10 protein-coding genes are annotated in these 14,415 nt (G+C 72.3%); 4 read left to right on the top strand and 6 right to left on the bottom strand.

Features of this window, described 5'->3' with window-relative positions; genetic code table 11:
• Positions 1–218 precede the first annotated feature (218 nt).
• Together ACZ7L4_RS30350 and ACZ7L4_RS30345 are read left to right on the top strand one after the other, a co-directional pair.
• A complete protein-coding gene (locus ACZ7L4_RS30350) occupies positions 219–902 on the top strand; it encodes a SigE family RNA polymerase sigma factor (protein WP_422408177.1) in 684 nt (227 codons plus the stop codon).
• Complete coding sequence (locus ACZ7L4_RS30345; RefSeq protein ID WP_472107624.1) at positions 899–2,029, top strand: hypothetical protein; 1,131 nt, start codon at positions 899–901, stop codon at positions 2,027–2,029. The genes ACZ7L4_RS30350 and ACZ7L4_RS30345 overlap by 4 nt, the downstream gene beginning before the upstream one ends.
• A 136-nt stretch (positions 2,030–2,165) precedes the next feature.
• On the opposite strand, the gene ACZ7L4_RS30340 is transcribed toward ACZ7L4_RS30345, so the two are convergent.
• The 6 genes from ACZ7L4_RS30340 to ACZ7L4_RS30315 all read right to left on the bottom strand — a co-directional run bounded on the left by ACZ7L4_RS30340 (position 2,166) and on the right by ACZ7L4_RS30315 (position 8,938).
• Positions 2,166–2,933: an SURF1 family protein gene (locus ACZ7L4_RS30340; RefSeq protein WP_472107623.1), complete on the bottom strand. Its 768-nt coding sequence runs from the start codon at positions 2,931–2,933 to the stop codon at positions 2,166–2,168.
• Between the two features lie 116 nt (positions 2,934–3,049).
• Positions 3,050–4,885, bottom strand: coding sequence for a S9 family peptidase (locus ACZ7L4_RS30335; RefSeq protein WP_472107621.1), 1,836 nt, complete (start codon positions 4,883–4,885; stop codon positions 3,050–3,052).
• Between the two features lie 316 nt (positions 4,886–5,201).
• Positions 5,202–6,002 (bottom strand): SDR family oxidoreductase, encoded by an 801-nt coding sequence (locus tag ACZ7L4_RS30330; RefSeq protein WP_472107619.1) that lies wholly within the window; start codon positions 6,000–6,002, stop codon positions 5,202–5,204.
• Positions 5,999–7,663, bottom strand: coding sequence for an FAD-binding dehydrogenase (locus ACZ7L4_RS30325; protein WP_472107617.1), 1,665 nt, complete (start codon positions 7,661–7,663; stop codon positions 5,999–6,001). Before ACZ7L4_RS30325 ends, ACZ7L4_RS30330 begins: the two co-directional genes overlap by 4 nt.
• Positions 7,660–8,262 carry a TetR/AcrR family transcriptional regulator gene (locus ACZ7L4_RS30320; protein WP_472107615.1) on the bottom strand — a complete coding sequence of 201 codons (603 nt, stop codon included), beginning with the start codon at positions 8,260–8,262 and terminating at the stop codon, positions 7,660–7,662. The genes ACZ7L4_RS30325 and ACZ7L4_RS30320 overlap by 4 nt, the downstream gene beginning before the upstream one ends.
• An 88-nt stretch (positions 8,263–8,350) precedes the next feature.
• Positions 8,351–8,938, bottom strand: coding sequence for a TMEM165/GDT1 family protein (locus ACZ7L4_RS30315; protein ID WP_472107613.1), 588 nt, complete (start codon positions 8,936–8,938; stop codon positions 8,351–8,353).
• A 391-nt stretch (positions 8,939–9,329) separates the two neighbouring features.
• Between ACZ7L4_RS30315 and ACZ7L4_RS30310 the strand changes: the two genes are divergently transcribed.
• Both ACZ7L4_RS30310 and ACZ7L4_RS30305 read left to right on the top strand, forming a co-directional pair.
• A complete protein-coding gene (locus tag ACZ7L4_RS30310) occupies positions 9,330–13,142 on the top strand; it encodes a DUF7927 domain-containing protein (RefSeq protein WP_472107611.1) in 3,813 nt (1,270 codons plus the stop codon).
• Between the two features lie 214 nt (positions 13,143–13,356).
• On the top strand, positions 13,357–14,397 hold the full coding sequence (locus tag ACZ7L4_RS30305; RefSeq protein WP_472107609.1) for a M23 family metallopeptidase: 1,041 nt from the start codon (positions 13,357–13,359) through the stop codon (positions 14,395–14,397).
• Positions 14,398–14,415: the final 18 nt, after the last annotated feature.

The following is a 14,415-nucleotide window of genomic DNA, read 5'->3' as shown; positions in this document are numbered from 1 at the left end:
CGTTTTCCCTCCCCGTCCTGCAACCGCGCGCAGGGCGGGGAGCGTCTTTGCGGTCGCCCCACTGAGGCGTCGACCGGCATCGGGCATACGGGGCATAGGGGAAGAGTGGTGCGCATGTCGGCAATCGAGGCGGCGTCATCGGTGGGGATGACGGGGTCCGTCGCAAATGGGGCGCCTGACGCGTACAACCTTGACGGGGGGAAGCTTGTCCAACAGGCGTGGCAGAAGTACTGGACTTCACAGCGGTACGGGCGACGGGCGCGGCCCTGCAACCGCCCCTGGGGCCCCTCGCACCCCTTGGAACCCGGCGTGTCCGGGCGGCCGGCGGCATGCCGGTGATCGCCCCCATGCCCGCGGCGCGCCCGGCGCGCGTTCCAGCACAGGGTGCTGACGAGTCGATGACGCAGGCCGGTACCTCCGTCGACCATCTCACCGAGACCTATCGCGCCCATTACCGCTCCCTGTTGGGGCTCGCGGCGCTGCTTCTCGACGACACGGCCTCCTGCGAGGACGTCGTGCAGGAGGCGTTCATCCGCGTGCACTCGGCGCGCAAGCGCGTCCGGGACCCGCAGAAGACGCTCGCCTATCTGCGGCAGACCGTCGTCAACCTGTCGCGGTCCACGCTGCGCCGGCGCATCCTCGGCCTGAAGCTGCTCACCAAGCCGATGCCGGACATGGCGAGCGCGGAGGAGGGCGCGTACGACCTCCTGGAGCGGGACGCCCTGAAGAAGGCGCTGCGGGGGCTGCAGCGACGCCAGCGCGAGGTCCTCGTCCTGCGATACTTCGCGGACATGACGGAGGCGCAGGTGGCCGAGTCCCTCGGGATATCGCTCGGTTCGGTCAAGGCGTACGGATCGCGCGGGATCGCGGCGCTGCGCGTCGCCATGGAGGAGCCAGCATGAACCACCATCTCGACGGCGGCCCGGGCCGGGCGGCCGACGAAGTGAGTGAGGAAGACCGGCACTCCCCGGACTCCGCCGACACCTCGGACGCCACCGACACCTCGGGCCCCGCCGATGCCGGAGGGTTCGGTGACGACGAGCTCGCGGTGCGGCGGATGATGCGGCAGGCCGTCGCGGACCTCGAACCCTCGGAGCAGGCGCTCGACGAGCTGCACCGCGCCGTCCCCGCCCGCCGCGCGCGCAAGCGGCAGGCCGCGGTGGGTGCGATCGCCGTGGGCGTGTTCGCGGCGATGGCGGTGCCCGCGGTGCTGCACGTGACGAACCCCGACTCCTCCGGCGACCGGCCGTCCATCGCGGGCAACAGCAGCGACGCGACGCGCGGCGGGGCGACCTCGGGCGCGGCGTCCGGCGGCGCGGGTCAGGGCGACTCGGGCAAGCCCTCGCACGCCAAGGACAAGGACAAGGGCGCCAAGAAGGACAAGAAGGGCGACGGGCGCAGGGCGTCGGGCGGCGCCACCGCGGGGGCCGACCCCGCCTCCACGGCGGCCGCCACCTCGCCCACGTGCGAGGCGAGCGAGCTGGGCAATCCGCAGGCCACCGTCGGCGCGCCCGACGGGACCGGCAAGGTGTACGGCACGTTCCGCGTCTCGAACGTCTCGGGCTCCAACTGCACGGTGGACAGCGCAGGGTCCGTGGTCACCGTCGCGCAGGGCGCGGCCGATCCGGCGAAGGTGAGCGTCGTCGACCACACCTCGGGGGACGGCTCGGGGCTGCCCGATCCGTCGACCGAGCCGAGCCAGGTGATCCTCGAACCGGGCAAGGCGTACGAGGTGCGGTTCGCGTGGGTGCCGTCCGGGTCCTGCTCGGCGACGGGTGGGAGCAGCGGTGGCAGTGGTGGCGGTGACCCGTCGCCCTCGCCGACGCCGACCGGCGACGCGTCGAACGGTGGGGATGCCACGACCGGTACGGAGCCGCAGACGACGACGCAGCTCGGGTCCGACGGTGGCCAAGAGGGCAGCGTGGCCGTGTCCCACACGGCGGAACCGGGCGCCCCTGTGGCCGCCACAACCATCTCGAACGCGTGCGAGGGCACGGTCTACCGGACGGGTCTGTTGCCGGCGTCCTAGTTCACCGTGAGCAATCCGCCGCTCTCGGGGCTCTGCCCCGGACCCCGCGCCTCAATCGCCGGCGGGGCTTGGATTGGGCATTATTAAGCCCCTGCGGCGATTGAGCAGCGGGGTCCGGGGCGGAGCCCCGAGGCGTTCACGCCGGTTCGGCGATACCCAGTTCCGCATCGCGAAGCGCCTCCGCCTCGCGGCGCACCAGGCGGAACCACATGAACACCACGAACCCGGCGAACACGAACCACTCACCCGTGTACCCGAGGTTCTGGAACGCCTTGAGGTCGAGCCCGCTGCCCTCCGGCGCGGAGGCCGGCACCGCGGTCATCCCGGAGTCCGCCTTGTCGAGCGTGACCCACCCGTCGTACACGTCGTACGGCACCAGGTTCACAAGCGACGCCGCGCTGATCACGCCGACCTGCCCGGCCGGCAGGCCACCCGCGGTGGTCACCCCGCTGGACGTCGGGGACTCCGAGGCCTGGAGCGCGCCGACGACCGTGACCTTCCCCTTCGGCGCGGCCGGCGCCTTCGCCGCGGACGCCTTGCCGGGCATCCAGCCGCGCACCACCGGCAGCGCCTTCCCCGTGCCCTCGACCTTGAGGAGCGTCACGACGTAGAAGCCGGCGCGCTCGCCGAGGTCCCGCTGGGGCACCAGGAGCTGCTTGCCGTAGTGGCCGGTCGCCGTGGCCCGCTTCCCGGACGTCTTCTGGTCCACGGGCAGCAGCGAGCCGAGCGGCTGGGGCGCCGCCTTCTCGTTGACCCGCGACTGCTCGGCCGCGGACTGGTGGTCCTGCACCCGGCCCTCGAAACGACTGAGCTGCCACGAGCCCATGAAGATGCACACGGGGATCGCGAGCAGGACGAAGATGTTGATCCCCCACCAGCGCGGGGTCAGGAGGAACCGGTACACACCCCCACGGTACGGCTCCGCCGCGAGAACCCGGCCACCGCCCCCGGCCTACCGGTGCCGGCCCCCGTCACCGGCACCGGCCCCCGCTCACGGGGCTCCGCCCCGGACCCCGCTGCTCAATCGCCGCAGGGGCTTGGAAGAGGCAAGTGGCGCTTCGCGAAGTCCAGTTCGAGCGCGACCTGCTTGATGCGCTCCTCGACGACGAGCGAGCCGTGCCCCGCGTCGTACCGGTACACCTCGTGCACCGCGTCGCGCGCCGCGAGCCGGTCCACGTAGTTGTCGATCTGCTGGAGCGGGCACCGCGGGTCGTTGACCCCCGCCGAGATGTAGACCGGCGCCTTCACATCGTCCACGTACGTGATCGGGGACGAGACGCGGAACCGCTCGGGCACCTCCTCCGGGGAGCCGCCGAACAGCGTGCGGTCGAGGGCCTTGAGCGCCTCCATCTCGTCCTCGTACGCCGTCACGTAGTCCGCGACCGGCACCGCGGCGAGGCCCACCGCCCACGCGCCGGGCTGCGTGCCGACGCCGAGCAGCGTCAGATAGCCGCCCCAGGAGCCGCCCGCGAGGACGAGGCGGTCCGGGTCGGCGAGCCCGGAGGAGACGGCCCACTCGCGCACGGCCGCGATGTCCTCCAGCTCGATCAGGCCGACGCGGTGCTTGAGCGCGTCCGTCCACTCACGGCCGTACCCGGTCGAGCCCCGGTAGTTGACCCGCACCACCGCGTACCCGTGATCGACCCAGGCCGCCGGACCCGCCGCGAACGCGTCGGAGTCGTGCCAGGTCGGCCCGCCGTGGATCTCGAAGACGGTGGGCAGCGGCCCGCTCGCGCCCGCAGGCTTCTGTACGAGGGCGTGGATGCGGCCGCCGGGGCCCTCCACCCACACGTCCTCGACGGGCACGGAGGCCGGGGCCTTCATGCCGGGCGGGTCGAGGACGACCTCGCCCGTGGTGGAGCGGACGACCGACGGCTCGGCGGCCGACGACCACAGGTACTCGACGCTGCCGTCGGGCCGCGCGGAGGCGCCCGAGACCGAGCCGACCGGCGTGTCGACCTTCGTCAGCGCGCCCGTCGCGAACTCGTAGCGCCACAGCTCGCCGCGGGCCTCGAATTCGTGCACGACGAGGAGCGCCGAGCCGTCCGGGTACCACTCCGCCGACACGTCGCCCGGCAGGTCGAGCGCCAGGTCGGTCTCCTCGCCGGTCGCGACGTCCCAGACCATCGGCTCCCAGCGGCCGCGCCGCTGGTGCCCGACGAGCAGCCGGGTGTCGCCGGTCACGGGCGCGAAGCCGAGCACTTCGAGGCCGAGCTCCTCGGTACCGCCCTTGGAGTCGTCGAGCTCCGCGACGGTCGAACCGTCGAGCCGGAGCACGCGCAGCGCCCCGTGCATCGCGTCGCCGTGCTCGGTGTGCTCGATCGCGATCAGCGTCCCGTCGTGCGACAGGTCGCCGACGCCCGCGGACTCGCGGTGCCGGTAGATCTCGGCGGGCTCGTCGGCGCCGGGGCGCACGACGTGGATCGTCGTGCCGTCCTCGTCCGTGGAGCAGCCGATCACCGCCGTGTGCCCGTCGCGGCCGAGGGCGAGGCCCGCCGGGTAGGACGGCGCGAGGCCGGGGACCGCCTCGACGTCCTCGCCGCCCGCGAAGGGCTGGCGCAGCCAGGTCCCGAACTCGTCCCCGTCCGTGTCGTTGAACCACCAGATCCATGCGCCGTCGGGCGTGAGCACGCCGTCCGTCGTCCCGTTCGCCCGGTTCGTCGCGCGGCGCTGCTCGCCCGTGGACCGGTCCCAGGCGTACAGCTCGTACGTCCCCGTCGCGTTCGACACGAACAGGGAGCGGTCCGGCGCGTCCTCCGCCCAGTCGGGCAGGGAGACGCGCGGTGCCCGGAACCGCTTCTCCCAGTCGGGCATGGACTCGGTGGCGGGCGGCGTGACCCCGTTGCTCTCAGTCATGGCCCCAGTGTGCCTGCCCGCGCCGACAATCCGCCGGGGAGCGGACGCGGCCCGACCGGAGTGGTGCATTCCGAGGGGAGCGGCCGGGCCGGCCTTCGCAGGTGCTCCCGCTGCAGTGCGCCTGCACGCCGTCTTCGACAGCGCCCGGGCGTGGGATGAAGAGCACCGACGCAATTCATCCGCGCGACCGTGCGTGCGCCGACGGTGAAGCGAATGTACGCCTGAGTGCCCCGGCCCGGAACAGCCTTCGCGCATATCTGTGCGAGTGGTTTCGGCGGCCGCGCCCGGGGGCCCCGGCCGCCGGAATCCCCTGCCCCTACTTGAGCCCGTGCCTCCTGGCCACCATGCGTTCGGCCGCCGCGCGGGGCAGCGCCCGGCGCAGCGCGAACACGAGGGGAGCGCCGCTGCCGACGGCGTACAGCGGCCTCGGCCGCCCGGCCTCGATCGCGGTGACGATCTTCGCGGCGACCTTCTCGGCCGAGATCCCGCGCGCCTCATTGGAGTTGAGGGCGGCGAGCATCGTGTCGTAGGCGGCGCGGAACGGCGAGTCCTTCGCCACGTACTGGGTGCGCCGCTCGCTGATGCCGGTGGCGATGGAGCCCGGCTCGACCGTCGTGATGCCGACGCCGTACGGGGCGTACTCGCGCCGCGCCGCGCTCGCGAAGCCCTTGATCGCGGCCTTCGACGCGACGTAGGAGGAGCGGTACGCGAGCGGGAAGCTGGCCAGCATCGAGCCGACCATCACGACCCGGCCGCGCCGACGCTCCCGCATCCCCGGCAGCAGCAGCTGGCTGAGGCGCACCGCCCCGAACACGTTGAGCTGGAACAGCCGCCGCACCGCGTCCATCGGCAGCTCCTCGAACGGGCCGCTCTGCGATTCCCCGGCGTTGTTGACGAGCACGTCGACCTCGCCGACCGACCGCGCGAGGGTCTCGATGCTCTCCTCGTCCGCGAGGTCGAGCGGCAGATACTCCACGCCCGGCACCGGCGAGGCGATCTTCCGGGGGTCCCGGCTGGTCCCGTACACCTTGTAGCCGCGCTTCAGGAGCGCCGCGGCGACCGCCGCCCCGATGCCCGATGAGGCCCCCGTCACCAGGGCCGTGCACCGCGTACTCATGCCAGGCTCCTGGCCAGCGCGCGGCCCGCGGCCCGCCCGGAGAAGATGCAGCCGCCGAGGAAGGTCCCCTCCAGCGCGTTGTACCCGTGCACGCCGCCGCCGCCGAACCCGGCGACCTCCCCGGCCGCGTACAGCCCTTCGAAGACGGACTTGTCGGGCCGCACGACCTGCGAGTCGAGGTTGGTCTCCAGGCCGCCGAGCGTCTTGCGGGTGAGGACGTGCAGGCGCACGGCGATCAGCGGGCCCTGCGCCGGGTCGAGGAGGCGGTGCGGCTTGGCGACGCGGGTGAGGCGGTCGAAGAGGTACGAGCGGGCGTTGCGGATCGCCATCATCTGGAGGTCCTTGGAGTACCCGTTGGCCACCTCGCGGTCGCGGGCGACGATCTCGCGCTCCACCTGCTCGTAGGAGACGGGGGTGTCGGGCGTCAGCTCGTTCATCCCGGCGACGAGGTCCTTCAGGTTCCGCCGGACGACGAAGTCCTCGCCCTTGTCGAGGAAGGCCTGGATCGGGCCCGGGGCGCCCTTCTTCACGCGCTGCAGGACCAGCTTGAGGTCCTTGCCGGTGATGTCGGGGTTCTGCTCGGATCCGGAGAGCGCGAACTCCTTCTCCACGATGGCGCGGGTCAGGATGAACCACGTGTGGTCGTGTCCTGTCCCGGTGATGTGCTTGAGCGTGGCGAGGGTGTCGTGGCCGGGGAAGAGCGGCGCGGGCAGCCGCTTGCCCTCCGCGTCCAGCCACAGCGAGGACGGGCCCGGGATGATCCGGATGCCGTGGCCCGGCCAGATCGGGTCCCAGTTCTTGAGGCCCTCGGTGTAGTGCCACATGCGGTCGCGGTTCACGAGGGACGCGCCGGCGCCCTCGGCGATCTCCAGCATGCGCCCGTCGACGTACGCGGGGACGCCGGTGACCATGGACTCGGGGGCGGCGCCCATGCGCTCAACCGGCCAGTTCTTCTTGACCAGTTCGTGGTTGGCTCCGATGCCGCCCGAGGTCACGACGACGGCCTTGGCGCGCAGTTCGAAGTCGCCGACGGTTTCACGGGACGAGGCGACGCCGCGCGCCGCGTCGGAGGGTTCGAGCAGCGAGCCGCGCACGCCGACGGCGGCGCCGTCCTCCACGATCAACTCGTCGACCTGGTGCCGGTACTTGAAGTCGACGAGCCCCCGCTCGGCGGCCGCGAGCACCGGCTCGCGGAAGACGCGCACGACCTCGGGGCCCGTCCCCCACGTGATGTGGAAGCGCGGCACGGAGTTCCCGTGCCCGGTCGCGGTCCCGGAGCCGCGCTCGGCCCACCCCACGTTCGGGGTCACCTTCAGGCCGAGCCCGAGGAGGTAGTCCCGCTTCTCCTCGGCGGCGAACCGCACATACGCCTCGGCCCACTTGCGCGGCCAGTGGTCCTCGTCCTCGCGGTCGAAGCCGGCGGAGCCGAGCCAGTCGGCGAGGGCCAGCTCGTAGGAGTCCTTGATGCCCATGCGCCGCTGCTCGGGGCTGTCGACGAGGAAGAGCCCGCCGAGCGACCAGAACGCCTGGCCCCCGAGGTTCGCCTCGTTCTCCTGGTCGACCAGCACGACGCGCTTGCCCGCGCGAGTGAGTTCGTACGTCGCGACGAGCCCGGCGAGGCCGGCCCCCACGACGATGACATCGGCGGTGGTGTCACTCATGCGCTCTCCAACGGTGTGCTGTAGGCGTCCAGTACGTTCATGAAGAGAGCCTCGCGACGGGCCCGTACGGCCGCGTCGTCCGGCTGCAGCAGGACCTGCACGGTGGTCCCGTCGTGCACGGCCACCAGGGCGTCGCCCAGGGCCCGTTCGTCGGTGACCCGGCGGCCGAGCCGGCCGAGCGCGGCCACGAACACCGGCAGGATCGCGTCGCGGATGGCCTCCTCGCGGGCGGCCATCACGCGGCGCAGGCCCGGATTGCGCAGCGCGTGCGCGGTGAACTCGGCGGTGATCCGGAACCAGGCGTCGTCGACGGGGGTGGCGTCGATCGCGGCCCGCACCGCGGTCTCGGGATCATCCGGGTCGACACCGGCGAGGGCAGCCCGCACATCCTCGAGCATCCGCGCGGACCGCTCCTCCCACAAGGCGAGAAACAGCTCGTCGAGCGAGGAGAAATTCGAGTAGAAAGCGCCGCGGGTGAATCCCGCGCGCTCACAGACCTGTTCGACCGTGGAGCGCCCGAAGCCCTCCTCGGCGAACACGTCGAGCGCGGCGTCCAGCAGCCGCTGCCGCGTCCGCGCACGCCGCTTGGTGACGGGCATCCTCGCCTCCCCGGTTGGATACGCGAACGTATTCGATACGTTCGTGTATCCACAAGGGGTCTGCGGGGGCCGGTGCGCGGGCCGTGCGTCAGCCGGTGAACACCTCGACGAACGACCAGATGGCCAGCGCGAGCATGCAGAAGCCGCCCACCCGCTGAACGGTCTTGAGCGGCACCCGCTTGGCGATGAACCGCCCGGCGACCAGGGCGAGCGCGGACACGGACATCAGGGCCGCCCACGAGCCGATCGCGGTCGACCAGGTGCCGTTCGTGGCGGCCAGGTTGGCGGTGGTGATCTGGGTGAGGTCGCCCCACTCGCTGATGAACACGGCCATGAACGCGGTGCCGAAGACCGGCCAGAAACCGGTGACGGTCTTGGGGCCCGCCGCGTCCTCGTCGTCCTCGTCGTCGCCGCCCTTGAGGAGCATGAACGCGCCGAAGAGGAACATCAGGCCGGAGACGACCTTCACGATCCAGCCGGGCAGCAGACCGAGCAGCGAGCCCGCGCCGACGGCGATGGCGACGTGCACGAGGAACGCGGCGGACGTGCCGAACCAGACGTACAGGGGCTTCATCCGGGTGCCCATGGCCAGTGAGGCGAACATGGTCTTGTCCGGGAGTTCGGCGAGGAAGATCAGCCCGAAGGCGGTGACGATCGTCAGGGGATCGAGATCCATGGGGACGCTTTCTGTGCGGGCCGGACCGGCGCGGTCCCCGCTCCGCTGCGTAGGGAGGACCACTCGACCCGGCAGCGGACACACGTATGCGTGGTTGCGTACGTGTGCTGTGTTCTGCCTGGTCGAAGGTCTCGCCCACCCGTCCCGCCGAGGCGGTCCGAGCCCGGCCACCGGGAACCCGGGGGTTCCAGTGTGTCGACGACCGGTTCGCGGGGCTACTCCCCTTCGCTTGCACGTCAAGGGTACACGCGGCCGGGGATGGCTGTCAGCGCCATCCTTCTTGGCCCGAACAGGTGGAACCACCCTTTCCGCCCGTGAATGTGCCGTTCGTCACATAAGCATTGTGTGAGCGTCGTGCCGTTCCGACTACTTTCCGTTACGGAGGCGGCCGATGGGCGGCGCGAGAACCTGGTTCCGACGAGGGCGGGTGCCGCGTCGCGTGCCCGCGGCGGGCGTGGTGCTCGGCGCCGTCCTCGCCGTGGTGGCGGGGCCGCTGCCGGTGGTGGAGGCGAGCGCGGCGCAGTCTGCCGCGCCGCAGGGGAGGGCGGCCGCCGCGACCCCGGAGGAGCCGACGGAGGTCTACAGGGAGGGCTTCGAGAACCTGTCCGGGGACCCGGTCCTGCTCCCGGACTACACCGGCGCCGCTCCGCGGAACATGACGTACTCGGCGGACCCGGGCTGGCTCAAGGGCTGCAACGGCTGGGTGCTGAACAAGGCCGACTCGGCCGGCTTCGCGCCCGGCACGGCCGACTGCGGCTCGTGGTGGAACTCGACCCGCGATCTGGCGAGCGCGCTCGGCCAGGTGAACGGGACGGCGGACCCGGACGACAACCACGCGGTGGCCGCCTTCACCGTCACGGCCCCCGCGGCGAACTCGGTGCAGTTCGAGACGGAGCGGCCCATCGACGTCACCCCCGGCCGCTTCTACACGTTCGGTGTCTCCTCGGCCGCCTTCAACTGCCATGTCTCGGGGCCCCAGTTGAAGTTCTCCCTGATGGACGGGGCGACGGCGGTCCCCACGTCGTCGAGGGCCATCAACCCGTGCACCGACGGCGAGGCGCGGACCGTCACCGTCGGCGGCCGCAGTGCGAAGGCGGTGCACACCACCAGCGACGCGCCCGTGCTGTTCGACGGCAGCACGCTGGGCGTCCGCATGGTGAACGGCAACGGGAGCAACGCGGGCAACGACGCCGCGTTCGACGACATCCAGGTCCTGGACGTCACCCCGCGCGTGGAGAAGTCGTTCACCCCGCCGGTCGCCGAGTCGGGCGGCACGTCCAGGCTGACGTTCACCGTCACCAACACCTCGGACCTGCGGGCCAAGAAGGGCTGGTCGTTCGAGGACAGCCTGCCCGCGGGCCTCACCGTCGCCGACCCGGCGGCCACCGGGACGACCTGCGCCAACGGCTCGGTCGACGCGTCCTCGGGCGGTGAATCCGTCGCGCTCAAGGGCGATCTGACGGAGGGCCAGTCCTCCTGCACGCTGAGTGTGGACGTGACGGCGGCCAAGGGCGAGTACAAGAACTGCCCGGACAACATGGGCGAGCTGTCCGGCATGAAGCGGCCCACCGCGTGTGCCACCGTGCGGTTCGCCGACCCCGGCTACAAGATCACCAAGACCTCCTCCCCGGCCTCCGGCAGCGAGGCGAAGCCGGGGGACAAGGTCACGTACGAGGTGACCGTGGAGAACACCGGGCCCGCCCCCATGAAGGCGCCCGTCACCGACGACCTCACGGACGTGCTCGACGACGCGACGTACAACGACGACGCGAAGGGCTCGGCCGGCACGCCCGACTACGCGGCCGGGAAGCTCAGTTGGTCGCCGACGCTGGACGCGGGCGAGAAGGCCACGCTCACCTACTCGGTGACGCTGAACGACCCCGCCACCGGCAACGGCACGGCGAAGAACGTCGTCACGGGATCGAGCGACTCGAACTGCGTCACCGGCGCGGAGAAGGGCTGCACGACGGAGGTCACCGTCCCGCGGCTCGACATCGCCAAGTCCTCCGACAGGACCGACGCCACGCCGGGCGACAAGGTCACCTACACCGTGACCGTCCACAACCCGGGGCGGACGGCGTACAAGGACGCGACCGTCACGGACGATCTCACCGGCGTCCTCGACGACGCCCGGTACGACGAGGACGCGGACGCCACCTCCGGCGCCGTCTCCTACAAGAGGCCGAAGCTGTCCTGGAAGGGCGATGTCGCGGCCGGGAAGACGGTGAGGATCACGTACTCCGTCACCGTCGACGACCCGGACACCGGCGACAAGGTGCTCGGCAACGTCGTGACAGGACCGCCGGGCTCCGACTGCTCCGACGGCTGCACGACCGAGACCCCGGTCGCGACGCTCCACATCGAGAAGACCTCGGACGCGGCCACGGCCAGGGCCGGCGACAAGGTGACCTACACGGTCACCGTCACCAACACCGGCAAGGCCGCCTACAAGGACGCGAGGACCGAGGACGACCTCACCGGCGTCCTCGACGACGCGACCTACGACGAGGACGCGGCCGCCACCTCGGGCGCCGTCTCCTACAAGAGGCCGAAGCTGTCCTGGAAGGGCGACGTCGCGGCCGGGAAGACCGTGCGGATCACGTACTCCGTCACCGTCGACACCCCGCCCGGCGGCGACAAGGAGCTGACCAACACCGTGGTCTCGCAGGGCCCCGGCAGCAACTGCCCGAAGGGCTCCGACGATCCGGACTGCGGCACGGACGTCGGCATCCCCTCCCTGAAGATCAAGAAGACGGCCTCGCCGAGGAACCCGAAGGAGGGCGACACCCTCAGCTACAAGGTCGTCGTCACGAACGACGGCCAGGCCGACTACCCCGACGCCACGTTCACCGACGACCTCACCAGGGTCCTCGACGACGCGACGTACAACGGGGACGCGGACTCCGACTCCGGCCGTGTCTCCTACGCCGCGCCGAAGCTGACCTGGACCGGTGACCTGGCCAAGGGCGAAACGGCGACCGTGACGTACACGTTCACCGTGACCGACGCGGGCGACGGCAGGTTCGTGAACGGTGTCGCCGGGCCGCCCGACTCCAACTGCCCCGAGAGCAGCACGGATCCGGACTGCACGACGGTGCTCCCCGCTCCCGATTACGACTTCGGTGACGCCCCGGACACGTACAAGACGCGACGGGCCAGCGGCGGGGCGTTCCACGAGATGGTGGACGGGCTGCGCATCGGCCGGTCGGTCCAGCCGGAGCGGGACGGCGATCCGCACGCCCGCGCCGGTGACGACAAGGACGACGACGGCTTCAGGACCGTGACGCTCCAGCAGCACCAGGGGAGTCACACGGCGAAGGTGCCCGTCACCAACACCACCGGCAGGGCCGCCACGCTGGCGGGCTGGATCGACATCGACGAGGACGGCACCTTCGGCCGCGACGAGGTGGCCACCGCCGACGTGCCGGACGGCGCCACCGAGGCCACGCTCACGTGGGACGGGCTGCAGGACATGAAGCCCGGCGAGACGTTCGCGCGGCTGCGGCTGTTCGGCGACGAGGAGGTGTCGGCGGCCAAACGCGCAGGGCGCGCCCTGCGCGCCGTCACGGCGACCGGCTTCGGCGGTCCCGGTGAGGTCGAGGACCACATGGTCCGCATCGAACCGGTCCACCTGGAGCTCGCCAAGTCCGTCTCCACCAGCGAGCCGAAGCCGGGCGACACCGTCGTCTACACGGTGACCGTGGCCGGCAGCGGCGACGCGGAGTACCGGGGCGCCGGGTTCACCGACGACCTCAGCAAGGTGCTCGACGACGCCGCGTACAACGAGGACGCCGTGGCCACCACCGGTTCCGTCACCTACGACCGGCCGAAGCTGAGCTGGTCCGGGACGGTCCCGGCCGGGGAGAAGGTGACCGTCACCTACTCGGTCACCGTCGACGACCCGGTCACCGGCGACCGGACGCTGGCCAACGCCGTCACGGGGCCGCCCGACGCCACCTGCGCGAACGGCTGCACCACGACGGCCAAGGTGCCGCCGGTGCCGCTCGTCGCGACCCCGACGCCGAGCGGGCCGACGCCCCCGGGCAACCCGGACAACCCGCCGGCCGAGCCCGGCGGGGGGCAGCTCTCCGACACCGGAGCGGCCGGCGACACCCTCGTCCTGGGCACGGCGGCGGCGCTGGTCCTCGGACTCGGCGCGCTGATCCTGGTCGTCGTCCGCAGGGGCCGCCGCGGCAGCCAGTGATCAACTGTCCACCTCCGCAACGGCCGTGGGGCCGGTCCACCGGGACCGGCCCCACGGCCGTTCCCGGATCGGTGCGTGTAGTGCGTCCGATGGACCCTGGGCGGGCGACACGGGCCCCCACCGTCATCCGGCTTGTCCTTTTTGCGACATTCAGTCGATGCGATGTACACGACGGAACGGGAACGGGACGCGGCGTACGGCGAAGGCGGCCTGCGTGGCCGCGGCGGTCGCCGCGCTCCTCGGCGCGGGTGTCGGTCGGGCCTCCGCGCACGACGACGGTCCCGGCCTCGGACGGCTCTCGGTCCGCGCCGAGCACCTCATACAGGAGGCGTCGAAGGCCGTCGCCGCGCACGAGAAGGCGCGGGCCGCCGCGCGCAAAGGGGAACGCAGGCTCGCCGAGGTCACCGAGCGGCAGGCCGCCGAGCAGCGCCGCCTCGACGCGCTGAGGTCCACCCTCGGCCGCCGGGCGCGCAGCGAGTACCAGGGCTCGTCGGGGCTCGGCACGATGCTGCCGCTGCTCACCTCGTCCTCCCCGCAGCGCGCCCTCGACGCCGCCGTCCGCGCGGGCCGGGGCGACCGCGCCGCCCGCCAGCTCACCGACCGGGCGACGGAGTCCAGGGACCGGATCGCCGACCGGCGCGCCGAGTCCGCGCGCCTCGTGCAGGGGCTGAAGGCGCAGGAGAAGCGCCGCTCGGCCGCCCGCGACGACATCGAGGCGAAGCTGGAGCGGGCCGAGGCGGAGGTGCGGCGGGCGCGGGCCAAGGTCCTCGCGGCCGGGCCGCCGATGCCGTCCGGGGGCGGGGCGTGCGGGCGCGGTGACATGGGCGGGCACGAGCGGGCCGGCAAGGGCCGGACCTGGGTGAAGCCCGTGAGCCCCGCCCCGTTGTCGGCGGGCTTCGGCTCCGGCGGCCGCCTGTGGTCGCACACGCACACCGGGCAGGACTTCGCCGTGCCCACCGGGACGCCGGTGCGGGCGGTCGGCGCGGGCACCGTCGTCTTCACGGGCTGCGGCGACGGCTTCGGCAACCAGGTGGTCCTCCGGCACGCCGACGGCTACTACACGCAGTACGCCCACCTGTCCCGGATCGGCGTACGGGTCGGCGACCGCCTCGCCGCGGGCCAGACCCTGGCCCTGTCCGGCGCGACCGGCAACGTCAGCGGCCCGCACCTGCACTTCGAGGTCCGCGTCACGCCGCAGTTCGGCTCGGGCATCGATCCCCTGCCGTGGTTGCGGGCGCGGGGGTTGAATCTCTGACCCGCTCCCGTCGGGGCG

This window comes from Streptomyces sp. NPDC107575 (genome assembly GCF_055657265.1).
The sequence above is the reverse complement of the archived record's forward strand: the minus strand, read 5'-3'. Positions and strand labels throughout refer to the sequence as shown.